Below are 26,788 nucleotides of genomic sequence, written 5' to 3'. Positions count from 1 at the left end.
TTGTGGCGGAAGAAAACAAAAACAAAGAAAACGAAAATCAAGAAGAAAATGTTATTGTAATAGAAGAGAACGATAACGAACAAGAGAAGAAAAAAAATAAATTTATTCTTATAATAATCATTCTTCTTTTAACAGCAATTATTCTTCTTTTGGTTTTAGCCGCTGTAGTAATAACTAAAAAAAAGAAATCTTCCGCCAATATCTCTCCTGAAATTACCGAAATTACAAAAAAACTTGAAAAAAAACATATTATTCAAAAAGACGAAATAAAACAATTAATCAAAAGAGCAACTATTTTATACAATAAAGGTGAAAAAGAAAAAGCCCTTCAAATACTAAATAAACTCTCAAGTTATTCAGAAGCACTTTCATACTATAATCTCGGAGTAATAAAATTAGAAGAAAAAAATTATAAAAAAGCCTTGGAATATTTTCAAAAAGCCATAAAAAATAAAGACAACAGGGCACTGAGTGCAATTAATGCAACATACGCATCTTTAATGTTGAAAGATAAAAAATTATTTAATTATTATAGACGCTTGGCATATACGTTTTTACCGGAAATTGCAAAACTTAAAAGTTATCCTTATTATTATGCCGTAGTAATGTACTATATGGGATATGAGTTCGAATCTATTCCAGCACTTAAAACAAAAAATCCTTATAAAGAAGAATCCAACAGGTTACTAAGTGCAATTTATCAATATTACGGTGATTTTACAAAAGCCCAAACAATTGAAGAAAATCCTTTTTATAAAGGCCTTGCGCTTGCACGAATAGGTGAATACGGACTTGCCAAAACATACCTTTCTATTTCTGATAAAAACGAATCGAAATTTGCTCTTTCACTGGTTGACTTAAAACTTTCGAATTTTACAGAAGCGGCAAAACTGCTTAAAAAATTTCAAGACAACAATATTTATCCTATAACAGTTTATTTAAAACCTTCCCTATTTGAAACCAAAACGGCTCAAAAGTATTTTAAAGAAAACTTCTTGAAACATAAAGAAGATTTTTACGATCTTTTCTTTTATTATGCCCCTTATAAAGTTTTTAATATGAACCAAACCATTTCATACCTGAAAAAGGGTATCGCCGGTATTCCTATCGGATCAATAGAAGAGTCTCAGTCCTACCTTAGTAAAAGTGCAACTTATTCCGCACTAAATTTAAAAATTTCCAATGCTTTGAAATTAGCCTTAAACGGACATATCTACTTAGCGAATGAAAAATTTAAAAAACTTATCAAACACAGAGATACTTCATACATTTTACATTATGATTTGGCATTAACGTATGCTCAACTTGGTGACTACAACAATGCATATATACACTTTTTAAGAGCTTACCACCTTAATCCCAATGACTTAAAAAGCGGTATTTATGCTCTTATGTCACTTAATAAAATGAAAAAAACCAATGATTATCTTGTAACATCAATAAAAGAGGATTTAAATGAAAACACCACATTAGAAGAAGCTCTGCTTGCAATTACGCAAAACAATACAGTAAAAATGGCTGCATTTCTCGAAAAAGACGAAAAAAACACTCCTACGTGGATAATTGCAAGACTCACATCAAAAGCTTTATTGGACAGGGATTATACATATGAAGCCCTTAAATTAAAAAGCATGTATCCTCGTGAAATAATTGCAAATTTACTTTACTTTTATGCAAATAATAAAAATTTACCTGTTTATAAATTGGCATTAAACTATCAGTCAATGTTTTTTTCACAAAAATTAAACATGAATGATTTTTATTACGGAGCTAAAATAGTCAGAGACTGGTATTTTACATTTGCAAAAATTTCCGGTCTTTTAAACAAAGTAAGACTCAATTTAATAAATAAAGCCAAAAAAGAAAGCTTCGATTTAATTCCTATATTGCAAAGGGTGGCATTTGCAAACCTGTACACCAAACATTTCGAACAAGCATATGTCATATACAATGATTTAATAAATAATAAAAACATTACCGACCCTCATACTTTATATCATGCCGCAGTTGCCGCAATAGGAGCAAATCATCACGCTAATGCCGTAGCATTAATGGAACTTGCAAAACTTAAAAATCCTATTTTCTATGAAGCCAGATACGGTTTAGGTTTATTGTGGCAAGAAGCAAACAATTTAAGGGCTGCTTCGATACAATATGCAAAAATACCGGATGGATTTACGAGTAAATATTTTGATTTTAACATCCTCCAAAAATAAACCTTACAATACATTTTGCTTAGTTGCAAATGAAACTTTTTAATACTAATTTAATCCTTTTTGTTGTATAATTCCCAAAAAAAGAGGAGGCTTTATGAAATTCAGCTCAAACGATTTTGGAGGGAATCCAAAAAATATTGATATAAATCCGCATCAGACAACCAACTATACTGAAACTCATGAAATTTCAGATATCAATGCTTTCGTAAAAAGAACATACCAATTACTTGCAGGTTCGTTAATTGCAGGAGCCGTAGGTGCTTATGTAGGAATGGGCTTTGTAGGTAATATGATCAACTATGCGACAGGTTCACTCACATTTACATATTGGGGAGCGGTTATCTTGGAATTTATTCTATTGTTCGGTGTATATGCGGCTAAAAATAAAACTCCTCTAAATTTAGTATTGTTATTCGCATTTACTTTTATGACTGGATTTACGTTAGCACCTACCTTGGCTATGTTTATTGCAGCGAATATGGGTTATGTGATTGGAGAAGCATTCGGTTTAACCGCCGTTGCTTTTGCAGCTCTTACAATTTTTGCTATGAACACAAAAAGAAATTTTACAACAATGGGTAAAATTTTATTTATTACCCTTATTATTATGATTGTGGCAAGTATTGCTAATATATTTTTACATCTTCCTATGCTTCAACTTGCGATCGCAAGTGTAGGGGCAGTTTTATTCAGTTTCTTTATTTTGTATGACACTCAAAACATAATAAGAGGAAACGTATCAAGTGAAATAGAAGCAGCTGTTGCTTTATATCTTGATTTTCTAAACTTATTTATTTCACTTCTTCAAATTTTAGGGTTTTTAAACAGTGAAGACTAACCCTCCTCTTTTCCGTACTATTGATGCCAATATAAACCGATTCAAGGAAGGTATCAGAGTTGTTGAAGATATTTTAAGATACGAATTCAATTCTCCTTTGGCAAAAGATCTGAAAAATTTAAGACATATAAAAATTCCGGAATACGAAAATTATGTAAAGTTCAGAGATTCTATCAACGACATATTAAAACCATCCATCCAATCAGAACAACATAGAGACTCTTTAAAAGATGTAATTATCTCAAATCTTAAAAGAGCTCAAGAAAGTGCAAGAGTTTTGGAAGAAAGTTTTAAACTTTTTGATATAATAACTTCTGAAAAATTTAAATCTGCAAGATATTCTCTTTATAATCTTGAAAAAGAGATATTAAAGCTTCTGGGGACATAGCTCAGCTGGTAGAGCACCACGCTGGCAGCGTGGTGGTCAGGGGTTCGAGTCCCCTTGTCTCCACCATTACTGATTTTGTGACAATTTATTCAAATGTTTTTTCAAACTTTTTTTATCTATTGTTACAACAATTGCACCTCTAAAATCGCCTTCTTTGTAATTAATCGCCTTATCATGGCTATAATATTTTTTTAGTGTTTTTCTTACAGTGTCTTTTAAATTGCTTCCGTGACATTTCAAACATACTTTTTTTACATATAAAGCTTGAAACGTTTGAATTTTTCTTGGATATTCAGCCATTATTAAATAATTTTCGTCCGTTTTTTCTTTTTCCATTCTTTTTAAAATTTTATATTCATTCAAATTTGGATAATTGTACGGGTTTCTGTTTTTAAAAGAAACCCTTTTAAGTTTTATTCTAACTTTTAATTTTCTGCTTAATTTTGCACTTGTATCCATAGTAAGAGCATTTGCATTATTGTAGCAGTATTCTATTGCTTTAGCTTCACCCTCTTTTTGAAGTTTTGTTTTTAAGGCATTTCTTAATACATGTGCATATTCTTTATGTGACTGCAATGCTATTTCTCTTATTATATTTTGTTCTTTTTCGTTCATTTGAGCAAACAACAGACCACATGCTGTAAAAATAAGAAAAGCTTTTCTCATTTATCCCCCCTTTTTCCCCCGATATATATTATTTATTTTATCACAAGAACCTCAAATTCTAAATATTTTACAGGAAAATTTTTAATGAAATTTTTTAATTTACACACATCAGCTTTTGTATTACCACTTACTCCTGAAAATTTAATATATTCAAGAAGTTCTTTTGGTGTTTCAAAACTCATTTCATAATATAGTTTTTCAATACTTTTAGGTTTTAAGATTGTACTGGCTTTTAATATTTTCTCTTCTGAATAAATAGGAGATTTTATCCCGAGTACTTTATGTAAGGATTTAAATGTTTTTGAAGTAAAAATAGCAAGCAGATACTCTTTTTTCAACTTTTTAATCTCACCAAATACAAACTCCAAATCATCCGCCCATTGCAATGCCGAAAACGAAACGATCTGATCAAAATAGTATTTTTTTATCTGCTCAAAACACTTCTTATCGTTAAAGTCGGCTTTTAAGGTGTTGCAAGGGTTTCTTTTTAACATCTCTTCACTTGTGTCAATTCCGAGATAAAATTCAAACTCTTTGTATTTGCAAAGCCCTTCACTGCCGCAACCTAAGTCAACTACCCTGTTTTTTAAAAAAGGAAGATATTTTTTAATTATTTTTTTCTGAATCACATTGTACTGACCGTACGTATGGGCAAACCTGTCAAAGCTTCTTAATTTTACATTTTCCATTTTCCATCTTCCCTCATAAATTGTGATATAATTCTACCCAAAAAAGGTAAAAAATGACCGGGATTTTATTTACTGTTCAAATTGTTTTAGTAGTAGCAATAGTTATTTTAGTTTTACTACAAAAATCGCAATCAATGGGGCTTGGCGCTTATTCAAGTTCAAACGACACTGTTTTCGGTGCAAAAGGCCCTATGAACTTTTTAACAAAAGCAACAATGATTTTAGGACTTTTATTTGTTTTAAATACACTTACACTTGTATATCTTTACAACAAACAAGCAAACACATCGGCTCTTGATGAAGTAAAAGTACAAAAAACAACACCGACACCTAAGACACCTGCCGTTCCAAGCGTTCCTCAGGCTCCTACTAAATAATGAGATATCTGTTTTTATTTATACTTCCGCTTTGGCTTTTTGCCGAAGCCCATCTTTTCGTACTGCACAGAATCGACGACAACAGGCACCCTTACACAAACACCTCTTCAAAAGAGTTAGTTAAATATTTCGAATACATAAAATCACACGGTTACAAAGCCGTAAAGCTCTCCACACTTATCAAAATGCAAAAAGAGGGTAAAAATATTGATAAAATTGTCGTGTTTACAATTGACGACAGTTATAAAAGTTTTTACAAAAACGGACTTCCTATTTTTAAAAAATACAACATTCCTTTTACGCTTTTCGTATACACAAAAGCCACTACCCAGAAATGGGGGGATTTTATGAGCTGGGAGCAGGTAAAAGAGTGTGCCAAATACGGGGAGCTCGGCGTACACAGCTGGGCGCACCCGCATCTCGCGAAAATAAGCAATGAAGCGATTATAAAAGACACAAAAAAAGCGATTGACGCATTTAAAAAATATACGGGTTACGTTCCTAATATGTACGCATACCCTTACGGGGAATATGATGAGAGGGTTAAAAAAATAATCAAATCATTCTTCCCGATTATCGCAAACCAAAACCCGGGTGCATACGCCCTGACCTCACCTGCGGACGATATAGACAGGTTCGCCTTAACAGGTACGGTCGATATTTCCAAAAAACTTAAAATCAAAGTTTTAAATATAAAAAACCTGCAAATCGTAAGAGAGAGAAACAAAATCATTAAAATCAGCGGATACACTAATAAGCCTTACGTAAACGTCTACATCACAAAACTCGGATGGAAAGGCGTAAAGGTTAAAAACGGATATTTTGAATATAAACCGGGTTTCGAGCTGAAAAAATACCGAAACAGGGTTATCATAAGATATAATTATGAAATGATTTCAAGACTAATTTTAAAGGAGGACTAATGGAAGAAGTATTTGAGTTTGCCAAAGAGCATATGGAAAAGAGTATCGAGGTACTTAAAAAAGATCTAAACACATTAAGAACGGGGAAAGTTTCAATCCACGTACTTGACGGTGTAAAAGTTGAATATTACGGAGCGCCGACTCCTCTTAACCAGGTAGCCAACGTAAATGCAGTAGATGCGACTACTATCGTGGTAAGCCCATGGGATAAATCTATTATCAACGATATAGAAAGAGCAATCCAGGAAGCAAACGTAGGTGCAAACCCTAACAACGACGGTGATGTTATTAAGCTGTATTTCCCTCCTATGACGGAAGAAGAGAGAAAAAAACAGGCTAAAAAAGCGAAAGAATTTGCTGAAAAAGCGAAAATCGCAATCAGAAACATCAGACGTGACGCAAACGACGATATTAAAAAAATGTTCAAAGACAAAGAAATCACTGAAGACGATCAAAAAAGAGGACTTGAGAAAGTTCAGGAAATTACAGACGCATATGTTGCTAAGGTTGATGAAATAGTAAATAAAAAAATCGACGACGTTATGAAAGTTTAAAAATTTAAACAATGGAAAATGTAAAATGGAAAATGTAAGAGAAATATACGAAAAATACGGCGCCCTTTTAAAGGGGCATTTTCTTTTAAGCAGCGGAAAACACAGCGAATATTATCTTCAAAGCGCAAGGGTTTTGGAACACCCAGATGTTGCTGAGAAATTAGCGCGTGAACTCGCTAAACAGATCAAAGAAGCGGGAATTGAAGTAGATACGGTATGCTCACCTGCAATCGGCGGACTTCTTGCAGGGTATGAGCTTGCACGCGCTCTTGGTGTGAGATTTATTTTTACGGAAAGAGTTAAAGGTGAAATGACTTTAAGACGCGGATTTGAAGTTAAAAAGAACGAAAAAATCCTAATCTGCGAAGACATTATCACAACAGGCGGAAGCGCAATGGAAGCTGCAAGGGAAGTTGAAGCAAGAGGCGCTGAAGTTGTGGCGTTTGCCGCTATTGCAAACAGAGGCGTATGCCAAAAGGTAAACGGTAAGAGCGAAAGAAAGCCTGAGTGCAAACTGCCTGCGGACAAACCGTTTTTTGCGCTTGACGATTTTGATTTTGAAGTTTACGATCCGGAAAATTGCCCTATGTGCAAAGCCGGAAGCACTCCGATTAAACCGGGCAGTAGAGGGAACTGATGTCCTGCCCTCTTTGCAATCCCCAAAACGAAAACGTAATTTTCCAAAACGATTTTATAAGAGTCATACTTGTAGACGAAATACCGGGATACATAAGAGTTATCACTCAAAAACACATTAAAGAATTCAGCGATTTAAGCTACGAAGAGGCCGTTAAAATCACACTTCTTACAAAACAAATCGAAAAAGCCATCATAAACACACTAAACCCCGATAAAGTAAATATCGCAATGCTCGGAAACATGGTGCCCCATCTTCATATTCACATCATTCCGAGATTTAAAAACGATCCGTGGTGGCCGGGCGCGACGTTTTGTGAAAAACAAAGGGAGTTTGACTATCCCGTAACACAAAAAGATCTAAACAACCTGATTACCTCAATAAAAGAGCTAAATGGCAAATAAAACCTTTTTTATTTTAAGCCTTTTTTATTTTCTTTTTTTTACGCTTATAGGCGATTATGTTATTTTTATGCCCAAATTCTTTAAACAGATAGGATTTGACGCAAAAGAGATCGGGATTATTTTTTCAATGCTTCCTATTGCGAGATTCGTAACCCCTTTTATTTATCTAAAAAAGCCCCTGACCAGACTCGATTACATCTTAGCGCTTATAATATCAACACTCTCATCGTTTTTACTGCTGAGTCACAACTTTTATCTTATTTTAATTGCGTTTTTTCTAATAGGTGTGAGTTTCAGTATCGTTTTTCCGTATATAGAAGCTATTGCGATTGAACAGCTGAAAGAAAAATACGGCAAAACAAGGGTGTACGGAAGTATCGGGTTTATGCTTTTTGGAATCGTGTTTTCTTACATAAACGGAGATCTTGTGTGGCTTTTTATTATTTTAATGATACTTACGAACATTACGGCGCTCTATTTTCTTGAAGATAAAACAATTACAAAGTCATCAGCTTCCATAAACCTCGCAAAAGAATGGAAATTCTGGCTGGCCGTAGTGTTTTTACAGATAAGTTTCGGAGGGTTTTACAATTTCTTTACCATTTACAACCTAAACCACGGCATACCGAAAGAATACATAGGCTGGCTGTGGGCTATAGGCGTGATTGCGGAAATTTTTATATTCATTTTCCAGCACCGTTTTATCAGTCGCTTTAAGCCTGTGTTTTTACTCAAAATTTCCATTCTTCTTACGGCAATCAGATGGTTTATGCTCTATCTATTCCCGGGAAATCTTATAATGGTTGCGTTTTCACAGCTTATACATGCGTTTTCATTTGCGATTTTCCACACTTCGGCATTGCTTTATATTTCCAAACACTACGCCAATAAAACCCTCGCCCAACAGTTCTACGCCGGAATAGCATACGGAATGGCGGCATTTTTAGGAAGTTTATTATCCGGAATATTATATGGAGAGAATCTGTTTTTATATGAAAGTTTATTTGCGTTTTTGGGATTTTTGATTATGCTATAATACATGAAGACAAAATTAAAGGAGCATTTTGCTACCAAAAAAGATAAATGATAGAAAATTAAAACTAACCTATGAAAACACTATAATATCAGGTCCTAAAGGGGTTGGGAAAACTTTTTTAGTGTTTAATTTTTTAGAAAATTTTAAAGGAAAATATAAATATATCGATTTTGCTGATTACAGGGAAAAAAATTTTGACTTTTCAGATACTGAACTTGTAATACTTGATAATTTTGACTTTTCTATAGATTTACCTCCCGTAACTACATTTATTATTACCGACCAAGCTGTAAAATTGGATGGATTTAAAAACATTGAATTAAAAGCTTTGGATTTTGAAGAGTTTTTTTCTTTTGACAACTCACAAAGCATTACACATAGTTTCGATAAATTTTTAAAAACCGGAAACCTACCAAGAAGTCTTTTCTTAGAAGATTATTTTAAAGAAGAATATTTAAGAGAAACTTTTGAATTATTGCCATACAATAAAGAAATACTAAAGTTTTATTTTGCTCATATCGGAGAAAAGTTTACCCTGTATCAAATTTATCAAATCTTAAAAAAAAGAATTAAAATAAGCAAAGACAGTTTTTATAAAACCACCAACGAACTTATAGAAAAAAAAGTGATATATGAAGTAAACAAGTTCAATTCACCAAAGTCTCCCAAAAAATTTTATTCATATAATTTCGCTTTTAAAAATATTCTAACAAATAGAAAAAATATTTTATTTACTTTTGAAAATATTATTTTTTTAGAGCTTAACGAAGATGAAATATATTACAAAGATACTCTCAGCTTTTATATTCCAAATAAAGAGCTCGGTATAATGGTTATGCCGTTTGCAAACGAAGAGATACTGGAAGAAAAACTAAAAAAAGTGAAAGATGTGAAAAAAGTTCAGGTCATTACAGTTTCAAATGAATTTGATTTTGAACATAAAAATTTTGAAGTGGAGGTAACACCGTTTTGGCAATGGAGATTTGCGGAATAGATGAGGCCGGAAGAGGACCTATTGCAGGGCCTCTCGTAGTGGCGGGATGCATATTTAAAAATGAAAAGTTAAAAGTGAAAAGTGAAAAGTGGGAAAATTTCTTACAAAAACTTAACGATTCAAAAAAACTTAACGCCAAAAAAAGGGAAGAGCTGTTTGAAATCATCCAAGAAACATGTGAATACCATATAGTGTTTGTGGATAATAAAACAATTGATGAAAAAGGGCTCTCATTCGCAATTAATTACGCCCTGAATGAAATCAAAAAGACTTTAAAAGCAAACAAGTACCTTTTTGACGGAAATTCAAACTTCGGTGTAAAAGGAATTGAAACACTAATTAAGGGTGATGGTAAAATTAAACAGATAAGTGCGGCAAGTATACTCGCTAAAGTCAGCCGTGATAAATATATGCTTGAAATTGCCGATAAATATCCTATGTACAATTTTAAAAAACACAAAGGGTATATTACAAAAGAACATATTGAAGAAATCAAAAAAAACGGTTTTAGCGATATTCACAGAAAAAGTTACAGATTAAAAGCACTTGAGCCTACACTATTTTAAGGAGAATGATTGAAAAGATTAATATCTCTTGCACTTGCACTTAATTTATACGGAGCTTTTCCTTCCTGGTATTATAAAGTCAAAGGAACCAAACAGCAGAAAAAAGCTTTTGTAGAAATAATGCTGCCTCTAATCCAGGCGGAAAATAAAAAAATAGAACATTTAAGAAAAACAGTTATTGATATTTTTAATGATCCTTATTATTTAATCAACCCTAAAAAAGTTGCGTTTTTAGCCAAAGTCGCAAAAATATATAAAATAAAAAATATTACCGATAAAGAAGAATTCCTTAAAAAAATAAACACCATTCCACCATCTCTTGCTCTTGCACAGGCAGCAATAGAGAGTGGGTGGGGTAAAAGTAGGTTCGTAAGAGAAGCCAACAATATATTCGGTCATTGGACATATTCAAACAAAGGTCTTGCCCCTAAAAGTAAATATGAACATATTAAAATAGACTATTCGATAAGAATATTTCCATCCCTTGAGGCTTCACTTTCGGCATATATGAAAAACTTAAACAGAAATCCAGCATATAAAGAATTTAGGGAGCTAAGAGATAAATTTACAAAAGAACATAAAAAATTTACCGGTATCGATGCAGCGGATACTATGATAAATTATTCACAAAAAAAAGAAGAATATGTAAAACTTTTAAAACACATGATAAAAGCAAACAACTGGCAAAAATATGACAACTAAACAAATTTAATGTTACAATAATAAATAAATTAAAAGGAGAAAAGATGAGCGGATTTATTGCAATTACCATTGCATGGGGTATTAAGATATTAGGTGCTCTTGCAATTTACATAATAGGTAAATGGGCAGCTAAACTATTGACAAACTTATTTAGAAAAATGTTAGAAAGATCAAATACGGATGTAACTTTAGTCAAATTCTTAGGTGATTTGGTTTATTTCGGTTTAATTGTTTTAGTTGTTATAGCGGCTCTTGGCACACTCGGTGTTAATACAACATCATTTGCAGCTATTATCGGTGCCGCTGGTTTGGCTGTAGGTTTGGCGCTTCAGGGAAATATTGCAAACTTCGGTGCAGGAGTTGTTTTACTCTTCCTGAGACCGTTTAAAGTAGGTGATTTTGTTGAAGCCGGAGGAGCTGTGGGTGTTGTAGATGCGATAGGTATTTTCAATACTACATTCAAAACAGGGGACAACAGGGTAATTATCGTTCCAAACTCAAACATTATCGGAGGTAACATTACAAACTATTCAAGAGAAGCTATCAGAAGAATCGACCTTGTTATCGGTGTTGGTTATGAGGACGATCTTAAACTTGTAAAATCGACTCTTGAAGAAATTTTAAACAATCATCCGAAAGTTCTAAAAGACCCTGCACCTGCGGTGGCACTTGCCGAACTTGCGGACAGCAGCGTAAACTTCAACGTAAGACCTTGGGTTAAAAGCGAAGATTACTGGGGAGTCAGAAGCGAATTGCTTGAAACTATCAAAACTACATTCGATGAAAAAGGAATCAACATCCCTTATCCTCAAATGGATGTACACGTAGATCAAAAAGCGGCTTAATTCCCGCTTTTTGCAAACTCTTCAATATTCTTGTAAATCCCGTCCATCAGTTTGTTTCTTGCTTCAATACTCGTCCATGCGATATGAGGGCTTAGAAGCGTTTTGTCTTTATATTTCAAAAGAGGATTATCCGCATTTACAGGCTCTTTTTCAAATACGTCAAGTCCTACGAACATATCTTTTTGCTTTAAAATTCCAGCAAGGTCTTTTTCATTAATAATACCTCCTCTTCCGAGATTAACAAGCACTGCGTTATCTTTTATGAGTGAAAGTTTTTCGTAATTTAAAAGATCTTTTGTGTTTTCATTCAAAGGTGCGTGAATTGAGATAATATCGCTGGTTTTTAAGAGCTCATCAAGCTCAACCCTTTTATATTCCGGATTGCTGTTTTTTCCGCTTGTAGAATAATAAACAACTTCGGCACCGAAACTTTTGGCTATTTTGGCAACTCCCCTTCCTATTTCGCCAAGACCGATTATCCCCCATCTTTTTCCTGAAATTTCAAACCAGTTTTGAATATGTGTAAATATTTCACTCTGTGGGTATTCATTGCGGGTATAACTATCAAAATAACACACTTTGTTTAAGAGTCCTAAAACCAGTGCGAATGTTTGCTGAATAACGGCGTTTGTTGAATACCCGGCTACGTTTTTAACCGGTATTCCCTTTTGTTTTGCATATTCCAAGTCCACGTTGTTCATCCCGGTTGCAGCAATCTGAATGAATTTAATATCGGCATTGTCCATTATGTGTTTATCAATCACCACTTTATTAGTAACCACAATATCAGCCTCTTTTACCCTCTCAAGAGTTTCGGACGGCTTTGTGGTTTGATAAATTTTAACGTTTCCGAACTTTTTAAACCTCTCAAAATCAACATCACCCAATGTTAAAGCATCTAAAAAAACTATATTCATATCCATCCTTTAAAATTTTTGATTATTATACCAAACGCCCTATCTTGGTATCTGGCACTATGAGTTGAAGTTATTGAAGTTGTTGTAGTTAAGTAATATATTAGAGTTATTAAGGTTAGTTAGAGTTGATATATTGGTTATTACTTCTAAAGATAGTTGAATTCGGTGTAGGTTTAGAATTCTGATATTGATTTCAGCGTCAAGTTTTTTGTTTTCCGTTTTTCATTCTTAATTAAAACATTTTCCATTGTTCTGTATTGTGTTATAATTAATTAAAAAGGCTGTGAATGAGAATACTTTTACTGTTTATTTTGGCTCTGTCTTTAAATGCAAAAACAATGATAGCAAGTTATTATGCAAAATACGGGATTTTCGGGACTATCGCAGAAGCAAACGCAATATATGAGGCAAATGAGACAAATTATAAAATATTCACCGAAAGCAAGGCTTTAGGACTTGCCGCCACACTTTCAAAACATATGGTTCAGACATATTCAAGTATAGGTGTTATTAAAGACAATATTCTGATTCCCAACGCATATATATCTACAAGGAAAAAAGGTGATGACTTTTACAAAAGAATATATCTTTTCGACCATAAAAACAAAAAAATAATTCGTCTCAAATACAAAAACGGAAAACTTGAAGCAAACGAAACAATGCCTTATTATACACCGGACGACGTACTCAGTCTGTATTTTAATCTTCCAAATTATCTGAAAAAACTCCCTAAAAAAGAAATTTATACATTCTATGCATTAGGCGGTAGAAAAAGTGACGGAAAAGTTGACGTAACTTTTCCAAAAGGCAGGGAGCTTGAAAAAGTTAAAGATACTTTTGACAACGCAAAAGGAGTATATATAAAAGCAAATTTATACAATAAAGTTTTTGCAGGTGACAAAGGTATTTTATATCTTGTAATAGATCCTAAAAATTGGGTAACACTTAAAGGAATGGTTAAAAATGTTCTTAAAATAGGAGATTTAAAAGGAGGATTAAAGGATTTTAAACTAATCCCTTAGTCTCCAGATATTTTGTATCGTAGTTATTGTTTATAAAGTCTTCGTTTTCAAGCATTTTTAAATGGAATGGAATTGAAGTTTTAATTCCACTAACCTGAAATTCTTTAAGCGCTTCTTTCATAACGGTAATAGCTTCGTTTCTGTCTTTGCCCCATGTAATTACTTTCGCAATAAGACTGTCATAATACTGAGGAATCACATATCCTGCGTATACATGTGTATCCACCCTTACGTCTTTACCTCCCGGAATATAAAGTTTTTGTATTTTACCCGGGCTTGGGATGAATTTTTCAGGATCTTCCGCTAAGATTCTACACTCAATCGCATGACCTTTAATTTCAACTTCCTCCTGAGAAGGTATTTTTTCACCCTCTTCAACTCTTAACATCCATTCAACAAGATCTATTCCCGTTACCATTTCACTTACAGGATGCTCTACCTGAAGTCTTGTATTCATCTCCATAAAATAGAAATTAAGATTCTTATCAACTAAAAATTCAATAGTCCCCGCACTGTAATAACCGATAGCTTTTGCCGCTTTCACAGCCGTTTCATGTAGTTTTTTTCTTGTTTCATCATCAAGAATGTTTGCAGGTGATTCTTCTATAAGTTTTTGATGTCTTCTCTGAAGAGAACAGTCCCTCTCACCCAGATGAATTACGTTTCCGTGTTTGTCTCCAAGAATCTGAACCTCAACATGGCGTGGTTTTTCAATATATTTTTCCATGTAAATAGTCGGATCCCCAAATGCGCTTTCTGCTTCGCTGCTTGCTGCAAGAAATGCGTTTTCTATGTAGCTTTCGTCTTCCACGACTCTCATCCCTCTTCCGCCTCCACCGCTTGCGGCTTTAAGAATTACGGGGTATCCTATTTCTTTTGCCACTTTTTTAGCTTCTTCAACAGAGTTTATAGCACCTTCGCTTCCCGGAATTACAGGTACGCCTGCTTTTTTCATAACCTCTTTGGCTTTTGATTTATCAGCCATTGTTTCCATTACTTCCAAAGAAGGCCCGATAAATGCGATATTGTGGGCTTTACAAACTTCTACAAAAGTCTGATTTTCACTCAAAAATCCGTAACCCGGAAATATAGCGTCACACTGTGTCATTTCAGCCGCAGTTATAATTGCAGGAATATTAAGATAACTTTCATTGCTTCTTTCAGGTCCTACACATACGGCGCCGTCGGCAAATTTTAAATATATCGCATCTTTGTCGGCTTTAGAATAAACACAAACAGCTTCTTTGTTTAATTTATGAATAGCCCTAATAGCTCTTAGAGCAATTTCTCCTCTGTTTGCAATTAAAATTCTTTTCATTTATACCCTTTTTACCCTGAAAAGAGGCGTATCAAATTCAACAGGCTGTCCGTCTTCAACCAGAATTTCAAGAATTTCACAGTCAAACTCAGCTTCAAGTTCATTCATAATTTTCATAGCTTCAATAATACAAAGCGTTTGACCTTTTTTTACTTTATCCCCCACTTTCACATACGGAGGTGAATCTGGACTTGGAGCCTGATAGAAAGTTCCAACCATAGGCGAAGTAATTAATTCACCTTCTAATTCTTTTGTTTCCTGTACAGCCTCAACAGTAGTTTGAGCAGCCGGTACCGGTGCAGCTTGTACTTGTTGAACTGCTTGTGGCGCAACTGTCTGAACAGCACTCGCAGATTTATCTAAATAAATTCTAAACTCTTCATTCTCATATTCTAAAATATTAGCAGTCGATTTATCAAATGCCTCAAGAAGTTTTTTAATCTCTCTTAAATCCATTTATACTCCTTATTTCTTAAGTTTATCTAAACATTCGTTAACAGCGTAGTTTATTACTTCTTTTGCTTTTTTCTTATCTTGCAATATCGTTATAAACTCGTTTAAATCATATTTTTTTTCAATTGCGTTTAATGTACATATACAATAACTCTCCATGCCCTTTTCACCGATGCAACCTTTTAAATAATTATACTCCATAATCATAGGATATCTCGCGGCAAAAAGAGAACCAGCTATACCGGCTAATATCAACAGCTTTTTCATTCATTCTCCTTTAGTATTTTAAAATAATAACATAAATTTGATACAATTTTAAATAAATGCATTGCTGAAAATATGGTGATATAGCAACTGTTAAACTCAAAAACAAAGGGAAAATATGGGTGTTAAGTCCGACATTTGGATTAGAAATATGGCGAAAAATTTTAATATGATATCTCCTTTTGAAGAAAAACAAGTAAGAAAAGGCATTATAAGTTATGGTGTAAGCTCTTACGGATATGATATCAGAGTTAGTGACGAATTTATGGTTTTTACAAATATAAACTCCACTGTCGTTGATCCAAAAAATTTTGATGAAAGAAATGTGGTAAACATCAAAGGTGATTGCATTATTCCTCCAAACAGCTTCGCTTTATGCAGAAGTGTGGAATATTTCAAAATGCCGCGCGACGTGCTTGCTATCTGTGTAGGAAAAAGTACTTACGCAAGATGCGGTATCATTGTAAACGTCACACCGATAGAACCTGAATGGGAAGGGCATATAACAATAGAAATTTCAAACACTACCCCTCTTCCTGCAAAAATTTACGCTAATGAGGGAATTGCACAGCTTATTTTCTTAGGAGCCGATGATAATATATGCGAAACAAGCTATGCGGACAAAAGCGGAAAATACCACGGTCAAAAAGGAATAACCCTTCCAAAGGTTGATAAATGAAACTCTGTATTGCCCTTGATAACCCATCAAAAGAAGAAAATTTAAAACTTGCAAAAGAATTAAAAGAATACGCAAAAGAATTGTGGCTTAAAGTAGGCTTTAGAAGTTATATACGTGACGGGGCTGAATTTATAAAAGAATTAAAGTTAATGGGTTATAATGTTTTTCTGGATTTAAAACTTTACGATATTCCGAACACAATGGCAGATGCCGCCGAAGAGATTGCAAATCTCGGCGTAGATATGTTTAACGTACATGCAAGTGCGGGAAGCATTGCATTAAAAACGGTTATGCAAAGACTTGAAAAATATGAAAAAAGACCTTTGGTATTAGCCGTTACGGCTCTTACGAGTTTTACGGATGAGGAGTTTAAAAAAATTTACGGTGACAGTATCGAAAATAAAGCAAAAGAGTTTGCAAAACTCTCTCACGAAGCGGGGCTTGACGGAGTGGTATGCTCTGCGTTTGAAAGTAAAATGATTAAAAATATAACAGACGAGAAATTTATAACCCTTACTCCCGGAATAAGACCTTTCGGGGAAGATGCCGGCGACCAGGCAAGGGTTGCGGATATCTCCCTTGCAAAAGAACAAAAAGTTGACTTTATAGTCGTAGGAAGACCAATATATAAAGATGAAGACCCAAAAGCAAAAGTTGAAAAAATATTAAACAAAATCAAGGAGATTTAATGAAAAAACTATTATTAGGTTTAGGTATAGCGGTAAGTTTGTTTGCAAGCGACAAGCTTTTATCTCAAAAAGAATTAAACAATGTTTTAAAATCAAGCATAATATATCCGAAACTTTCACAGGATATCAAAAAAGGAATCGTTAAAGTAAGAGGTGTTGAAAAAGACGGGTTTTATATTATAAATATTAAAACACCGAGAGGTTCAGGGAACATATACATAACAAAAGACAAAAAATATACCATCTTAGGCAATGTTTTAAATAATAAAAACGGAACACCTCTAACGGCAAATTTTCCGGTAAATAAAAAAATAGTACAAAACGGTGTTATTTTCACATTCGGAAAAGGTGACAAAGAAATTTATCTTGTGACTGATCCTGAATGCCCTTATTGTAGAATGATGGAAGTAAAAACGAAAGCAAACCTTGAAAAAAATTATAAAGTGCATGTAATTTTATTCCCGTTAAGTTTCCATAAAAACGCAAAAGCCATGAGTTATTATATTTTAGCTGGGAAAACGGATGCGGAAAAAGCCAAAAGATTCAGAGAAGTTTTAGGTGGCAGCAACGAATGGAAAAACTACCATCCTACAAAAGAAGAAAAAGTAAAATTTGATAAAATATTAAATAATTCTAAAAAAGCGGTTGAAGAATTAGGGGCAAGAGGTACACCTACAGTTTACGATAAAGATTTCAATAAAATCAACTGGACTACATTGGGAGAGAAAAAATGAGTTTTATCGACGCTACATTATGTGCAAGTCTTAAAATTATAAGGGCTCTTCACGAGGAAGAAAACATTTTTGAAGAAAAAGGTATAGGTTTCGGAGGAGACAGAAGTCTTAATATCGACCTTATAGCCGAAAAAATCTTTATAAAAGCACTTAGCGATTACGGAAATATTTTAAGTGAAGAAGCGGGATTTATAGATAACGGTAAAGACAAAAAAATTATCATCGACCCGATTGACGGAAGTTACAACGTATCAAACCACATACCGTATTTTGGATGCAGCGTTTATCTTGAAAATGAAGCTGCAGTTGTTGTGAATCTCAGCAACGGTGATTATTTTGTAAAAGACAAAAATGGCAAAAAATTCGATAACCTTTTTAGAAAACCTTTTGCGGCGAACTACAGACACGACGTAATTATTTTCGAAAAAGCGTATAAAAATCCGGATATAGTACAAAAACTCAGCAACCACGGACTTAAATTCAGAGCTCCCGGAGCGCTTAGTTTGTCTCTTTGTTACGGAGAATTTGCAAAAGCCGTTATTTACAAAGGTGAAATAAGAGAGTTTGATATTGCCGCGGCACAGTTTTACAACAGCGAATGTCACTGGCATTTTGAAGACGACCTGATACTTATGAGCCCTGAAAAAAAAGACTTAGAGGAAGTTTTGAGTATAATAAAGGAATGAAAAATGGGATTTAGTAATTTTTTAAAAAAATTTAAAAAACCTCAACCGACAAGCCAGGAAAAAAACACTACTTGGATTAAATGTCCTGCGTGTGGTGCTATCAGTTTTTACAAAGAGGTTCAAAAGGAATTTAACACATGCCCTAAATGCGAATATCACTTTAGAATGAGTGCGGAAGACAGAATCAAACTACTTGCGGATGAAGGTACTTTTGTAGAGTTTGATAAAAATCTCGAACCAAACGATCCGTTAAACTTTGTAGATAAAAAAAGTTACAAAAAAAGGGTTGAGGAAAACTACAAAAAAACCGGAAGAAAATCGTCTGTAATCAGTGGAGAATGTAAAATCAACGGTATACCTACACAGCTTGTGGTATTTGATTTTGCGTTTATGGGTGGAAGTTTAGGAAGTGTTGAAGGTGAAAAAATAGTAAGAGCAGTAAACAGAGCCATTGAAAAAAACCAGGGAGTTGTAATCGTTTCAACCTCAGGTGGAGCGAGAATGCAAGAAAGCACGTTTTCACTTATGCAGATGGCAAAAACATCAGCAGCGCTTGCGAGTCTGGCTGAACACAACCTGCCTTATATTTCAGTACTTACCGACCCTACATTCGGGGGAGTTAGTGCGTCTTTTGCGTTTTTGGGTGATTTTATTATCGCGGAACCGGGTGCGATTATAGGATTTGCCGGACCGAGGGTTATCAAACAGACAATCGGCGAAGACCTGCCTGAAGGATTCCAAAGAGCCGAATTCTTACTTGAACACGGTCTTATCGATATGGTAATTAAAAGAGACGAACTAAAAGACACTATCGGAAACCTGTTAAAATACACGCTTAAAAAAGCGGGCTGATCCCTTTTCTTTCCTCACAACTTATCCACTTCACAACTTATCCACTTCACAACTTACCTACTTCACAACTTAATAACTTTTTACTATAATTCGCCAAAAAGGCTTTTACGTGGCAATATACGCTCTTCTTGACTGGGACACTTTAAAAAAATACGATATTTCTATAAAAGACTTCTGCAAAACAGCAAAAGGTCTTAAAGCCAAAATACTCCAGTACAGAGACAAAAACTCCTCTTTAGAAGAAAAAAAAGAGCGTCTGCTGGAGATCAAAAAACACTGGAAAAAGCCGCTTATTATCAACGACACTGTTGAGCTTCTGCCTTTCTGCGACGGAATACACATTGGACAGGAAGACCTTGAATCGTTATCCCAAAAGTTTAATCTTCCTAAATACGATGTAATACAAAAATTAAGAACAGGTGAATTATTAGAATGGAAAATGGAAAATGGAAAATGGAAAATTAACAAAAAAACCAAAATAAACAATTCTCCATTGTCCATTGTCCATTGTCCATTTATAGTCGGTCTCTCAACCCACAACAAAGAAGAAATACTCGAAGCCAACACATATCCTTTAAGTTATATAGGTCTTGGGGCATACCGTCCTACAGATACCAAAAATACCGATAATATAATAGGAGAAAAAGTTATAGATCTAATAAAATTTTCTAATCATCCCGTTGCTGTTATCGGTGGAGTTAAAATTTATGATAAAATTCCGTCAAAATTTAAAGTTATAGGAAGCGATATATGCAGATTAACGTCTTCTCGATTGAGAAAAAAGAAGATTTTCAGGCAGAAATAAAGGATTTTATAAAAAAATCAAAACAGTTCGCTGATGTTAAAAACCATACACTATACTCCAATAAACTATCAAAATCGGACAATCCTCAAAAAGAGTATTCTAAAATATTTGCTAAATATATAACTGACGGTTACAACGTAATCCTGACTCCTGAAGGAAAACTAATCGACAGTTATGAATTTGCAAATATTTTCGAGCACTCTAAAGTAAACTTTTTCATTGCCGGTGCTTGGGGCTTTGATGAAGAGTTCAAAAAAAAAGGAATAAATATTTCGTTAAGTCCTCTTACAATGAGCCATAAAGTTGCTAAATTAGTTTTGTTCGAACAAATTTACAGGGGGTTAAGCATCAAAAACAATCACCCATATCATAAATAAGGAGAAGGAATGAATATGAAAAAGTATCACTTATACAAGGAAATGCTGTTAATGAGAAAAGCTGAACTTGAAAAAATTTTAAACAGCCTTTCAGATGAAATTAAAGATATTAATAAATGTGAAATCAACGACGAAGCTGACTTTGCAGCCGCAAGTATGGACAGCGGAAGAGATTATCAAATATATATCAATCAAAAAAAAGAACTTGAAGAAATAAACGACGCATTAAAAAAAATAGACGAAGGAACATTCGGAATCTGTGAAATGTGTGAAGACCCTATCCAAGAAGCAAGACTAAAAATAAAACCATACGCAAAATATTGTATAATATGTAGAGAAATCATCGAAAAAGAAGGAAAATAACACAAAATGAAAAAATATACTCTTTTTAGCATAATCTTAATTGCATTAATGACTTTACTCGTATACATGGAAGAAAATAGTGTTACGACTTTTAGTTTGTTAGGAGTTAATATAACGCTACCAAATGCAGTTTGGACTGCTATATTTTTAGGTATATTTTTTATTTTTTCAATTATATTCTTCGGTGTATTGAATATAAAAGAGTATTTTTATAAAAAAAACATACAAAAAGATATAGAAATTTTAATAGCAAATATTAAAAACAGAATTCTTTATAAAGAACCTCTTAAAAAAGAAGTAAAAATTCTAAAAAACTGTAACAATTTCGTTAATAATATCAAGGGACTTCAAATTGAACCAAAAAAATGCGAAAAATTTGAATTTTTGGAAGATATTGAAAAACTTTTAAACGGTGAAGTAATAGAAATAAGCAAATACAAATTAAGCGAAGACAATCCTTGGTTTATCCAAAACATTAAAAATAGACTCAAAAAAGATGAAAACTTCGCAAAAGAAGTACTTAAAAAATACAAAAATGAAGAGCTTAAAAAACTGGCATTTAAAATTTACGCCAAAAATGCAAGTATCAGCGAAATATTAAAATATGACTATGAAATCGATGTAGATATTATTAAAGCCCATATAAAAGATCCTGATGTCAAATATTTACTTGAAAAAGCCAAATTAACACCTAAAGAAGAGATTGAAATAGCAAAAGCCCTACATCAAACATTTGACCCTGATAAAGAGTTTGAAATTGTTGAACCTCTTAAATGGGCCAGCGCATATCTTGCTTTCAAATACGAACATATAGAAAAAGCAAAAGAAATAGTTGAAGAAAACGAACTTAAATTTTTCGAATATTTCCTAAAATTAAGAGAAGCAGGTGTGAAAGCGGATATTGATGAATATATCGACTCTGAAATCTGATTCTCCTTATTTTTTCTTAGCTCCCCTTGCCGGTTATACGGATTTGCCTTTTAGAAGCGTTGTTAAAAAATTCGGTTGTGATATGACGTTTTCCGAAATGACAAACGTAAACGCAATCGCTTACCAAAATGAAAAAACACAAAAAATGATGGAAAAATCCCCTCTTGAAAATCCTTATTTCGTACAGATTGCAGCAAACAACGTTGAAAACGCCGTAAAAGCCGTTGAAATCATAAACGAACTCAACTGGATAGACGGAATAGATATAAATTTGGGATGTCCTGTGAATAAAGCCAGAAGAAGCGGATTCGGAGGCGTGTTGCTAAAAGACGAAAACAGGGATTTTCTAAAAGAGGTAGTGGGAACCATAGTTAAAACGTCAAAAAAACCGGTAAGTGCAAAAATGCGAATAGGATTTGACAAAAGCGTAGTTGAAGACAGGGCGAAACTGCTTGAAGATTTGGGAATTGTATTTTTGACTATACACGGAAGAACGGTCAAGCAGATGTATAAAGGAGAGGCCGATTACGATGAAATAAAAAAAGGCGTAAACGCCGTAAAAATCCCCGTAATCGCAAACGGTGACATTACAGATTATGAAAAAGCAAAATATGTACTTGAATACACGGGTGCAAGCGGCGTTTCGATCGGAAGAGGAGCGGTAGGGAAACCCTGGATATTTCTTGAAATGAAACAGCAGGGCAATATAACCTCTGAACAGAAAAAAGAAGTAATACTTGAACATTTTAATCAAATGGTATACTGGTACGGTGAGTACGGAGTAATACTCTTTAGAAAACACGCTCACGCATACTCTAAAGGCATTCCAAAAGCCAGTGAATTCAGAAGCAAAATGAATGAGGTAAAAGATCCTGAAGTTGCCAGAAAACTTATTGAGGAATATTTTAATGTTTAACGGACTTATAAGGGAAACGGCAAAAATAAGAAGTTTTGCTAATAATAAACTAAGAGTAACAGCAAAATACAAGCCCGAAATAGGCGATAGTATTGCAATAAACGGCGTATGTCTGACAGCCACAAAAATATATCCTGACGGATTTGAAGTAGAACTCTCTCCAGAAACACAAAGAATAGTACCTCTTGAAAACTATCAGGCGGGAAAAGAAGTACATATTGAACCGGCTCTTAAATTCGGAGATAGAATAGACGGACATCTGATTCAGGGACACGTAGACGCAATAGGTGAAATACTTGAAATTAAAAAAAACGCCAACTCATACGATGTAATTATAAAAACAGACCCGAAAATAATGAAATACATCGCCCCAAAAGGCTCAATTGCCATTGACGGTGTAAGCCTTACGGTAAATGAAGTTTTTTCTGACAGGTTCAGGCTTACCATCATCCCGCATACGTTTGAAAACACGCTTTTCAAAACATACAAACTGCACCAAAAAGTAAACATAGAAACGGATATGTTTGCCAGATACATATATCATATGCTGAAAAACTCACCTGATGACATAAACGAAAAAATACTTGCCTGGTGGTAGGAATAATAGTTATTAAAGTTAATTAAAGTTATTGTTGAGATTAGTTAAGGTTTTTAAAGTTGTTTAAATTTTACTGCTATTAAAAAATCCTAATTACCTATATACCAATTACTAATACACTAATTAACCGACCTTAACAACTCAATAACCCTAAAAACCCTCCCTTATTTTAAATTCTTCAAAAACTGCTTAGCTTCATCCAAATCCATAAGAGGTATTAGTTCACCCTCTTTTACGTAATACCATTCTCTTTTGTCAACTTTTCTACCGGTAGTAAGCCTTGTTTCAAGTACATCGTTTTCGAAAATCTCCACATCCCAGTCTTCTTTATAGGATTTGCTTTTTTTACACCACTCTTTTCCGTTTGATGGTACAAATTCCCTCTCAACCTCATCACCGGATAAATAGAGCTTTGCAACATAAGCAGGACCGAATTTAGGCGTAAAACATCCGTCCGTCTTAAAATGAATCCATTTGCCTTCCCTTCTTCTTGCCAATTCGGCTTTGGCTTTTTCTATTATATCCATTAGTTCTTCATCGGTGTACTTTGAAAAATCCATTTCGGCTCTTTTTTTCCGAATAATAGTAAAAGATTTAATTTTAAGCAAACTTTAAGAAATTTAATATTTTTAATCCTTTTTTAACTCTGATGTTGTATACTGATGATGGGAAATTAACTTTTAAGGAGCGGAAATGAAGAAATTAATTATGGCTATTAGTGTAAGTGTTGCTTTAATGGCCGGAAACTTAAATTTAAAGGTGGACAATTCTAATATACAAAGAATTGCACCAAATCAAAACGGCTTAGTAATGTCATACTCTTCGGTAGTTCAAAAAGTAATACCGAGTGTTGTAAACATTTCAACCGAAAAAATGGTAAAAACCAAAATACCTGAACAATTCAGAAAATTTTTTGAAGATCCTTTCTTTAAAAGATTTTTCGGTCCGTTCGGACAAATGCCAAAAGAGCCTAAGGAGCACAAAGAATATGCGCTCGGCAGCGGTGTAATCGTTACAAAAGACGGTTATATAGTTACAAACAACCATGTGGTATCAGGTGCTACCAAAATCATCGTAAAGCTGCATGACGGCAGAAAATATACCGCAAAACTGATTGGAACGGATCCTAAAACCGATATTGCAATCATTAAAATAGATGCAAAAGATCTAAAACCTATTACAATTGCCGATTCAAGTAAAATAAAAGTAGGAGATATCGTTCTTGCTATAGGAAACCCGTTCGGGCTCGGAGAAACGGTTACACACGGAATAATCAGCGCTCTAAACAGAACGTCAATAGGGCTTAACGACTATGAAAACTTTATCCAGACAGACGCTGCTATCAACCCAGGAAACAGCGGAGGAGCACTTGTTGATTTAAAAGGAAGGCTCATAGGTATCAACTCGGCTATTATTTCAAGAAGCGGCGGAAACAACGGTATCGGCTTTGCGATTCCGAGCAATATGATGAAATTCGTTATAACATCCCTTATCAAACACGGTAAGGTTGAAAGAGGATATTTAGGAGTAATGATTAGCAACATCGATTCAAGCAAAGCAAAACTTTACGGAATAGACCATGGTGTGCTTATCAATAAGGTCGAACCGAAAAGTGCGGCGGAAGCTGCGGGACTAAAGCCTGGAGACATTATCGTAGCGGTTGATGGAGAAGAAGTTAAAAACGCGGGTGAACTTAGAAACAAAATAGCATTCAAAGGCCCTGATGCAAAAGTAAATATTAAAGTATATAGAAATGGTAAATATATCACCCTTACTGCAAAACTAAAAGCACTTAAAACAAAAGTGGAAACAATTGACAATATTAAACTTCTTGAAGGTGTAACGCTTAAAGAAGACAAAAACCATATCGTAATCGATAAAGTGGCCCCAAATACATATCCTGCAATGGTTGGGCTCCAAAAAGGTGATATAATCCTAAGAGTCAAAACTGTAAAAACAGGCAAATGGGTTGATGTTAAATCAATTGATGAACTTAAAAAACAGTTAAAAGACCTTGACAGAGGTGACGCACTTCTTGAAATTAAAAGAGACGATTCAATCTTTATTGTTCAAATGTAAGGAATAAAATGAAAATACTTCTTGCACCGAGTGAAAGAAAAACACTGGGGGGAGATAATCCTCCCATTTCAAAAAAAAGTTTTATCTTTCCTGAAATTTATGAAAAAAGAATAGAGGCTGTTAGAAAATACGATGAATTTTTAAAAACAACCAATGATATTAAAAATTTCGGAGACGATAAAACATCTGTTTTTACACGCCCAACTAAAAAAGCGGTTTTAAGATATAGCGGAGTTGCGTTTGATCATTTAAAATACAACGTACTTGATGAAGATTCGCAAAAATGGATAGATGAAAACGTGTATATTTTTTCAAATCTTTTCGGTGTAATAAGTGCAGGAGATTTAATTCCACACTATACACTAAAACAAGGGGCCAAACCCGGATTTGATATTTATTCATACCATCATAATGTGTTTGCACCAATACTTGAAAAAATAAACGAAACCGAACCGTTTATTGACTTAAGGGCAAAGTTTTACGAAAAAATATATAAACCGAAAAATGCTATTACGTTTAAATTTATCAAAAACGGCAAAGTTGTAAGCCATTTTGCCAAAGCGTACAGAGGAAAGCTTACGGCAATTATTGCAAAGCACAAGCCAAGTACATTAGAAGAAGTACTTAAAATTCCTTTTGAAGATATAAAAGTATTGGAAATTCAAGAAAAAAAGGGAGTTAAAGAGATAATTTGCGAGGTTTATTAAACGTCAAAATCATCCAACCCTTCAAAATCGTCAAATCCTCCCTCAAAATCATTATCAGCTATTTCATCTTCATAGCTTTCAAAATATTCACTCGTCATAACATCTTCATCCAAATCTGCCGATACATCATCAATTTTAGCGTCAAGTTCTTCAAGTTTGGAATCAATCTCATCAAGTTTAGAGTCAATTTCACTTAAATCATTTTGTAAAACTTCATTTATTTCATTACTTTCCATACCTAAACTTTCACCCATCTGTACTGGTGAAACGTTATGGTTAAAAAGTAGATTATATAGCCCCATTCCTGCTATTGCACCTGCGAGTGACCCTAAAAAACTACCTCCAAAGCCACTTGATGAAACGTTTGAAGTCGAATTCTTTTGATTCTGAGGAGCTTTGAGATCCTCGCTTGAGAACTTTTTTGAGCCGCTGCTTTCTTCAAGCTTGCTAACTCTTTTATCAAGCTCGTCTACTTTTTGCACAAGTTTTTCAAGCACAAGCCCCATTTTTTTTAGCGTGTTTTCAATATTCTGAGTATCCATTACAACTCCTTTTTTTTTATTA

General features: G+C 34.0%; 35 protein-coding genes and 1 tRNA gene. 28 read left to right on the top strand and 8 right to left on the bottom strand.

Annotated elements, in window-relative coordinates:
• Nucleotides 1-2 precede the first annotated feature (2 nt).
• From NAMH_RS00380 to NAMH_RS00370, 4 genes are all read left to right on the top strand, one after another.
• Nucleotides 3-2,216: a tetratricopeptide repeat protein gene (locus NAMH_RS00380; protein WP_012663925.1), complete on the top strand. Its 2,214-nt coding sequence runs from the start codon at nt 3-5 to the stop codon at nt 2,214-2,216.
• A 94-nt stretch (nt 2,217-2,310) separates the two neighbouring features.
• Complete coding sequence (locus tag NAMH_RS00375) at nt 2,311-3,054, top strand: Bax inhibitor-1/YccA family protein (RefSeq protein WP_015902459.1); 744 nt, start codon at nt 2,311-2,313, stop codon at nt 3,052-3,054.
• Nucleotides 3,044-3,442, top strand: coding sequence for a thiamine-phosphate pyrophosphorylase (locus NAMH_RS09070; protein WP_015901961.1), 399 nt, complete (start codon nt 3,044-3,046; stop codon nt 3,440-3,442). Before NAMH_RS00375 ends, NAMH_RS09070 begins: the two co-directional genes overlap by 11 nt.
• Nucleotides 3,433-3,508, top strand: a tRNA-Ala gene (locus NAMH_RS00370). The genes NAMH_RS09070 and NAMH_RS00370 overlap by 10 nt, the downstream gene beginning before the upstream one ends.
• Here NAMH_RS00370 and NAMH_RS08895 read toward each other — a convergent pair.
• Both NAMH_RS08895 and NAMH_RS00360 read right to left on the bottom strand, forming a co-directional pair.
• Nucleotides 3,509-4,108, bottom strand: coding sequence for a Tll0287-like domain-containing protein (locus NAMH_RS08895; RefSeq protein WP_015902248.1), 600 nt, complete (start codon nt 4,106-4,108; stop codon nt 3,509-3,511).
• A 32-nt stretch (nt 4,109-4,140) separates the two neighbouring features.
• On the bottom strand, nt 4,141-4,797 hold the full coding sequence (locus NAMH_RS00360) for a methyltransferase domain-containing protein (RefSeq protein WP_012663993.1): 657 nt from the start codon (nt 4,795-4,797) through the stop codon (nt 4,141-4,143).
• 53 nt (nt 4,798-4,850) lie between these two features.
• On the opposite strand from NAMH_RS00360, the gene secG reads away from it, so the two are divergent.
• From secG to NAMH_RS00310, 10 genes are read left to right on the top strand one after another with little or no spacing between them, the layout of a single operon-like run.
• Entirely contained in the window at nt 4,851-5,174 is a 324-nt protein-coding gene (gene secG / locus NAMH_RS00355) for a preprotein translocase subunit SecG (RefSeq protein ID WP_012663910.1), read from the top strand.
• Nucleotides 5,174-6,097, top strand: a complete 924-nt coding sequence (locus tag NAMH_RS00350) for a polysaccharide deacetylase family protein (RefSeq protein ID WP_015902746.1) — start codon at nt 5,174-5,176, stop codon at nt 6,095-6,097. The genes secG and NAMH_RS00350 overlap by 1 nt, the downstream gene beginning before the upstream one ends.
• Nucleotides 6,097-6,651: a ribosome recycling factor gene (gene frr / locus NAMH_RS00345; RefSeq protein WP_015902801.1), complete on the top strand. Its 555-nt coding sequence runs from the start codon at nt 6,097-6,099 to the stop codon at nt 6,649-6,651. Before NAMH_RS00350 ends, frr begins: the two co-directional genes overlap by 1 nt.
• A 25-nt stretch (nt 6,652-6,676) precedes the next feature.
• The gene (pyrE, locus tag NAMH_RS00340; protein WP_012663614.1) at nt 6,677-7,288 is read left to right on the top strand and encodes an orotate phosphoribosyltransferase; all 612 of its coding nucleotides are present in this window, start codon (nt 6,677-6,679) and stop codon (nt 7,286-7,288) included.
• Nucleotides 7,288-7,692, top strand: coding sequence for an HIT family protein (locus NAMH_RS00335; RefSeq protein WP_015902096.1), 405 nt, complete (start codon nt 7,288-7,290; stop codon nt 7,690-7,692). The genes pyrE and NAMH_RS00335 overlap by 1 nt, the downstream gene beginning before the upstream one ends.
• The gene (locus tag NAMH_RS00330; protein ID WP_012663451.1) at nt 7,682-8,728 is read left to right on the top strand and encodes an MFS transporter; all 1,047 of its coding nucleotides are present in this window, start codon (nt 7,682-7,684) and stop codon (nt 8,726-8,728) included. Before NAMH_RS00335 ends, NAMH_RS00330 begins: the two co-directional genes overlap by 11 nt.
• A 28-nt stretch (nt 8,729-8,756) precedes the next feature.
• The gene (locus NAMH_RS00325; protein WP_012663700.1) at nt 8,757-9,722 is read left to right on the top strand and encodes an AAA family ATPase; all 966 of its coding nucleotides are present in this window, start codon (nt 8,757-8,759) and stop codon (nt 9,720-9,722) included.
• The gene (locus NAMH_RS00320) at nt 9,704-10,288 is read left to right on the top strand and encodes a ribonuclease HII (protein ID WP_041361697.1); all 585 of its coding nucleotides are present in this window, start codon (nt 9,704-9,706) and stop codon (nt 10,286-10,288) included. The genes NAMH_RS00325 and NAMH_RS00320 overlap by 19 nt, the downstream gene beginning before the upstream one ends.
• Nucleotides 10,289-10,297: 9 nt before the next feature.
• Complete coding sequence (locus NAMH_RS00315) at nt 10,298-10,990, top strand: glucosaminidase domain-containing protein (RefSeq protein WP_015902835.1); 693 nt, start codon at nt 10,298-10,300, stop codon at nt 10,988-10,990.
• 44 nt (nt 10,991-11,034) lie between these two features.
• On the top strand, nt 11,035-11,835 hold the full coding sequence (locus tag NAMH_RS00310; RefSeq protein ID WP_015902681.1) for a mechanosensitive ion channel family protein: 801 nt from the start codon (nt 11,035-11,037) through the stop codon (nt 11,833-11,835).
• Here the strand turns inward: NAMH_RS00310 and NAMH_RS00305 are convergent.
• Complete coding sequence (locus NAMH_RS00305; RefSeq protein ID WP_012664018.1) at nt 11,832-12,752, bottom strand: D-2-hydroxyacid dehydrogenase; 921 nt, start codon at nt 12,750-12,752, stop codon at nt 11,832-11,834. The two genes, NAMH_RS00310 and NAMH_RS00305, sit on opposite strands and share 4 nt — an antisense overlap.
• Before the next feature lie 287 nt (nt 12,753-13,039).
• Here NAMH_RS00305 and NAMH_RS00300 point away from each other — a divergent pair, with 287 nt between their 5' ends.
• Nucleotides 13,040-13,774 carry a DUF3108 domain-containing protein gene (locus NAMH_RS00300; RefSeq protein ID WP_015902597.1) on the top strand — a complete coding sequence of 245 codons (735 nt, stop codon included), beginning with the start codon at nt 13,040-13,042 and terminating at the stop codon, nt 13,772-13,774.
• Here the strand turns inward: NAMH_RS00300 and NAMH_RS00295 are convergent.
• The 3 genes from NAMH_RS00295 to NAMH_RS00285 are packed head-to-tail and all read right to left on the bottom strand — an operon-like array spanning nt 13,758 to nt 15,812.
• Nucleotides 13,758-15,092, bottom strand: coding sequence for an acetyl-CoA carboxylase biotin carboxylase subunit (locus NAMH_RS00295; protein WP_015902301.1), 1,335 nt, complete (start codon nt 15,090-15,092; stop codon nt 13,758-13,760). The two genes, NAMH_RS00300 and NAMH_RS00295, sit on opposite strands and share 17 nt — an antisense overlap.
• Nucleotides 15,093-15,548 (bottom strand): acetyl-CoA carboxylase biotin carboxyl carrier protein, encoded by a 456-nt coding sequence (gene accB / locus NAMH_RS00290; RefSeq protein WP_015902094.1) that lies wholly within the window; start codon nt 15,546-15,548, stop codon nt 15,093-15,095.
• 9 nt (nt 15,549-15,557) lie between these two features.
• A complete protein-coding gene (locus tag NAMH_RS00285; RefSeq protein WP_012663856.1) occupies nt 15,558-15,812 on the bottom strand; it encodes a hypothetical protein in 255 nt (84 codons plus the stop codon).
• A 115-nt stretch (nt 15,813-15,927) separates the two neighbouring features.
• On the opposite strand from NAMH_RS00285, the gene dcd reads away from it, so the two are divergent.
• The 11 genes from dcd (at nt 15,928) to ribE (ending at nt 23,438) form a co-directional block, all read left to right on the top strand.
• Nucleotides 15,928-16,488, top strand: a complete 561-nt coding sequence (gene dcd, locus NAMH_RS00280) for a dCTP deaminase (RefSeq protein WP_015902762.1) — start codon at nt 15,928-15,930, stop codon at nt 16,486-16,488.
• On the top strand, nt 16,485-17,177 hold the full coding sequence (gene pyrF / locus NAMH_RS00275) for an orotidine-5'-phosphate decarboxylase (protein ID WP_015901795.1): 693 nt from the start codon (nt 16,485-16,487) through the stop codon (nt 17,175-17,177). The genes dcd and pyrF overlap by 4 nt, the downstream gene beginning before the upstream one ends.
• Nucleotides 17,177-17,911 carry a thioredoxin fold domain-containing protein gene (locus NAMH_RS00270; RefSeq protein ID WP_015902539.1) on the top strand — a complete coding sequence of 245 codons (735 nt, stop codon included), beginning with the start codon at nt 17,177-17,179 and terminating at the stop codon, nt 17,909-17,911. The genes pyrF and NAMH_RS00270 overlap by 1 nt, the downstream gene beginning before the upstream one ends.
• Complete coding sequence (locus NAMH_RS00265) at nt 17,908-18,597, top strand: FIG domain-containing protein (protein WP_012663877.1); 690 nt, start codon at nt 17,908-17,910, stop codon at nt 18,595-18,597. The genes NAMH_RS00270 and NAMH_RS00265 overlap by 4 nt, the downstream gene beginning before the upstream one ends.
• A gap of 3 nt (nt 18,598-18,600) precedes the next feature.
• On the top strand, nt 18,601-19,449 hold the full coding sequence (gene accD, locus NAMH_RS00260; RefSeq protein WP_012663815.1) for an acetyl-CoA carboxylase, carboxyltransferase subunit beta: 849 nt from the start codon (nt 18,601-18,603) through the stop codon (nt 19,447-19,449).
• A 109-nt stretch (nt 19,450-19,558) separates the two neighbouring features.
• Nucleotides 19,559-20,254, top strand: coding sequence for a thiamine phosphate synthase (locus NAMH_RS00255; protein WP_012664012.1), 696 nt, complete (start codon nt 19,559-19,561; stop codon nt 20,252-20,254).
• Complete coding sequence (locus NAMH_RS00250; RefSeq protein WP_041361456.1) at nt 20,200-20,631, top strand: 23S rRNA (pseudouridine(1915)-N(3))-methyltransferase RlmH; 432 nt, start codon at nt 20,200-20,202, stop codon at nt 20,629-20,631. The genes NAMH_RS00255 and NAMH_RS00250 overlap by 55 nt, the downstream gene beginning before the upstream one ends.
• A gap of 15 nt (nt 20,632-20,646) precedes the next feature.
• Nucleotides 20,647-20,994 (top strand): RNA polymerase-binding protein DksA, encoded by a 348-nt coding sequence (dksA, locus tag NAMH_RS00245; RefSeq protein WP_228368692.1) that lies wholly within the window; start codon nt 20,647-20,649, stop codon nt 20,992-20,994.
• Nucleotides 20,995-21,000: 6 nt separating this feature from the next.
• Complete coding sequence (locus tag NAMH_RS00240) at nt 21,001-21,924, top strand: hypothetical protein (RefSeq protein ID WP_015901908.1); 924 nt, start codon at nt 21,001-21,003, stop codon at nt 21,922-21,924.
• Nucleotides 21,899-22,840 carry a tRNA dihydrouridine synthase gene (locus NAMH_RS00235; protein WP_012663784.1) on the top strand — a complete coding sequence of 314 codons (942 nt, stop codon included), beginning with the start codon at nt 21,899-21,901 and terminating at the stop codon, nt 22,838-22,840. Before NAMH_RS00240 ends, NAMH_RS00235 begins: the two co-directional genes overlap by 26 nt.
• Nucleotides 22,833-23,438 carry a riboflavin synthase gene (gene ribE / locus NAMH_RS00230; RefSeq protein ID WP_015902194.1) on the top strand — a complete coding sequence of 202 codons (606 nt, stop codon included), beginning with the start codon at nt 22,833-22,835 and terminating at the stop codon, nt 23,436-23,438. Before NAMH_RS00235 ends, ribE begins: the two co-directional genes overlap by 8 nt.
• 164 nt (nt 23,439-23,602) lie before the next feature.
• Here the strand turns inward: ribE and NAMH_RS00225 are convergent, their stop codons facing one another.
• Entirely contained in the window at nt 23,603-23,998 is a 396-nt protein-coding gene (locus NAMH_RS00225; RefSeq protein ID WP_015902551.1) for a hypothetical protein, read from the bottom strand.
• Nucleotides 23,999-24,131: 133 nt separating this feature from the next.
• On the opposite strand from NAMH_RS00225, the gene NAMH_RS00220 reads away from it, so the two are divergent.
• Both NAMH_RS00220 and NAMH_RS00215 read left to right on the top strand, forming a co-directional pair.
• Complete coding sequence (locus NAMH_RS00220) at nt 24,132-25,517, top strand: DegQ family serine endoprotease (protein ID WP_015902201.1); 1,386 nt, start codon at nt 24,132-24,134, stop codon at nt 25,515-25,517.
• Between the two features lie 8 nt (nt 25,518-25,525).
• Nucleotides 25,526-26,224: a YaaA family protein gene (locus NAMH_RS00215; RefSeq protein WP_015902545.1), complete on the top strand. Its 699-nt coding sequence runs from the start codon at nt 25,526-25,528 to the stop codon at nt 26,222-26,224.
• On the opposite strand, the gene NAMH_RS00210 is transcribed toward NAMH_RS00215, so the two are convergent.
• Complete coding sequence (locus NAMH_RS00210) at nt 26,221-26,766, bottom strand: DUF2076 domain-containing protein (protein WP_012663879.1); 546 nt, start codon at nt 26,764-26,766, stop codon at nt 26,221-26,223. The two genes, NAMH_RS00215 and NAMH_RS00210, sit on opposite strands and share 4 nt — an antisense overlap.
• Between the last annotated feature and the right edge of the window lie 22 nt (nt 26,767-26,788).

The sequence above is a fragment of the Nautilia profundicola AmH genome, from assembly GCF_000021725.1.
In the GTDB taxonomy this organism is placed as follows: domain Bacteria; phylum Campylobacterota; class Campylobacteria; order Campylobacterales; family Nautiliaceae; genus Nautilia; species Nautilia profundicola.
This window is presented reverse-complemented; position numbering and strand designations above follow the sequence as displayed.

Excerpts from the sequence above, each read along its gene's own strand:
- NAMH_RS00330 (WP_012663451.1), top strand. The coding sequence starts at position 7,682 with ATGGCAAATAAAACCTTTTTTATTTTAAGCCTTTTTTATTTTCTTTTT.
- NAMH_RS00350 (WP_015902746.1), top strand. The coding sequence starts at position 5,174 with ATGAGATATCTGTTTTTATTTATACTTCCGCTTTGGCTTTTTGCCGAA.
- NAMH_RS00285 (WP_012663856.1), bottom strand. The coding sequence starts at position 15,812 with ATGAAAAAGCTGTTGATATTAGCCGGTATAGCTGGTTCTCTTTTTGCC.
- pyrE (WP_012663614.1), top strand. The coding sequence starts at position 6,677 with ATGGAAAATGTAAGAGAAATATACGAAAAATACGGCGCCCTTTTAAAG.
- NAMH_RS00225 (WP_015902551.1), bottom strand. The coding sequence starts at position 23,998 with ATGGATTTTTCAAAGTACACCGATGAAGAACTAATGGATATAATAGAA.
- NAMH_RS00305 (WP_012664018.1), bottom strand. The coding sequence starts at position 12,752 with ATGAATATAGTTTTTTTAGATGCTTTAACATTGGGTGATGTTGATTTT.
- dksA (WP_228368692.1), top strand. The coding sequence starts at position 20,647 with ATGAAAAAGTATCACTTATACAAGGAAATGCTGTTAATGAGAAAAGCT.
- NAMH_RS00320 (WP_041361697.1), top strand. The coding sequence starts at position 9,704 with ATGGAGATTTGCGGAATAGATGAGGCCGGAAGAGGACCTATTGCAGGG.
- NAMH_RS00235 (WP_012663784.1), top strand. The coding sequence starts at position 21,899 with ATGAATATATCGACTCTGAAATCTGATTCTCCTTATTTTTTCTTAGCT.
- ribE (WP_015902194.1), top strand. The coding sequence starts at position 22,833 with ATGTTTAACGGACTTATAAGGGAAACGGCAAAAATAAGAAGTTTTGCT.
- NAMH_RS00265 (WP_012663877.1), top strand. The coding sequence starts at position 17,908 with ATGAGTTTTATCGACGCTACATTATGTGCAAGTCTTAAAATTATAAGG.
- NAMH_RS00335 (WP_015902096.1), top strand. The coding sequence starts at position 7,288 with ATGTCCTGCCCTCTTTGCAATCCCCAAAACGAAAACGTAATTTTCCAA.
- accD (WP_012663815.1), top strand. The coding sequence starts at position 18,601 with ATGGGATTTAGTAATTTTTTAAAAAAATTTAAAAAACCTCAACCGACA.
- pyrF (WP_015901795.1), top strand. The coding sequence starts at position 16,485 with ATGAAACTCTGTATTGCCCTTGATAACCCATCAAAAGAAGAAAATTTA.
- secG (WP_012663910.1), top strand. The coding sequence starts at position 4,851 with ATGACCGGGATTTTATTTACTGTTCAAATTGTTTTAGTAGTAGCAATA.
- NAMH_RS00360 (WP_012663993.1), bottom strand. The coding sequence starts at position 4,797 with ATGGAAAATGTAAAATTAAGAAGCTTTGACAGGTTTGCCCATACGTAC.
- dcd (WP_015902762.1), top strand. The coding sequence starts at position 15,928 with ATGGGTGTTAAGTCCGACATTTGGATTAGAAATATGGCGAAAAATTTT.
- NAMH_RS00295 (WP_015902301.1), bottom strand. The coding sequence starts at position 15,092 with ATGAAAAGAATTTTAATTGCAAACAGAGGAGAAATTGCTCTAAGAGCT.
- NAMH_RS00250 (WP_041361456.1), top strand. The coding sequence starts at position 20,200 with ATGCAGATTAACGTCTTCTCGATTGAGAAAAAAGAAGATTTTCAGGCA.
- NAMH_RS00240 (WP_015901908.1), top strand. The coding sequence starts at position 21,001 with ATGAAAAAATATACTCTTTTTAGCATAATCTTAATTGCATTAATGACT.
- NAMH_RS00310 (WP_015902681.1), top strand. The coding sequence starts at position 11,035 with ATGAGCGGATTTATTGCAATTACCATTGCATGGGGTATTAAGATATTA.
- NAMH_RS00300 (WP_015902597.1), top strand. The coding sequence starts at position 13,040 with ATGAGAATACTTTTACTGTTTATTTTGGCTCTGTCTTTAAATGCAAAA.
- NAMH_RS00270 (WP_015902539.1), top strand. The coding sequence starts at position 17,177 with ATGAAAAAACTATTATTAGGTTTAGGTATAGCGGTAAGTTTGTTTGCA.
- NAMH_RS00220 (WP_015902201.1), top strand. The coding sequence starts at position 24,132 with ATGAAGAAATTAATTATGGCTATTAGTGTAAGTGTTGCTTTAATGGCC.
- frr (WP_015902801.1), top strand. The coding sequence starts at position 6,097 with ATGGAAGAAGTATTTGAGTTTGCCAAAGAGCATATGGAAAAGAGTATC.
- accB (WP_015902094.1), bottom strand. The coding sequence starts at position 15,548 with ATGGATTTAAGAGAGATTAAAAAACTTCTTGAGGCATTTGATAAATCG.
- NAMH_RS08895 (WP_015902248.1), bottom strand. The coding sequence starts at position 4,108 with ATGAGAAAAGCTTTTCTTATTTTTACAGCATGTGGTCTGTTGTTTGCT.
- NAMH_RS00215 (WP_015902545.1), top strand. The coding sequence starts at position 25,526 with ATGAAAATACTTCTTGCACCGAGTGAAAGAAAAACACTGGGGGGAGAT.
- NAMH_RS00210 (WP_012663879.1), bottom strand. The coding sequence starts at position 26,766 with ATGGATACTCAGAATATTGAAAACACGCTAAAAAAAATGGGGCTTGTG.
- NAMH_RS00375 (WP_015902459.1), top strand. The coding sequence starts at position 2,311 with ATGAAATTCAGCTCAAACGATTTTGGAGGGAATCCAAAAAATATTGAT.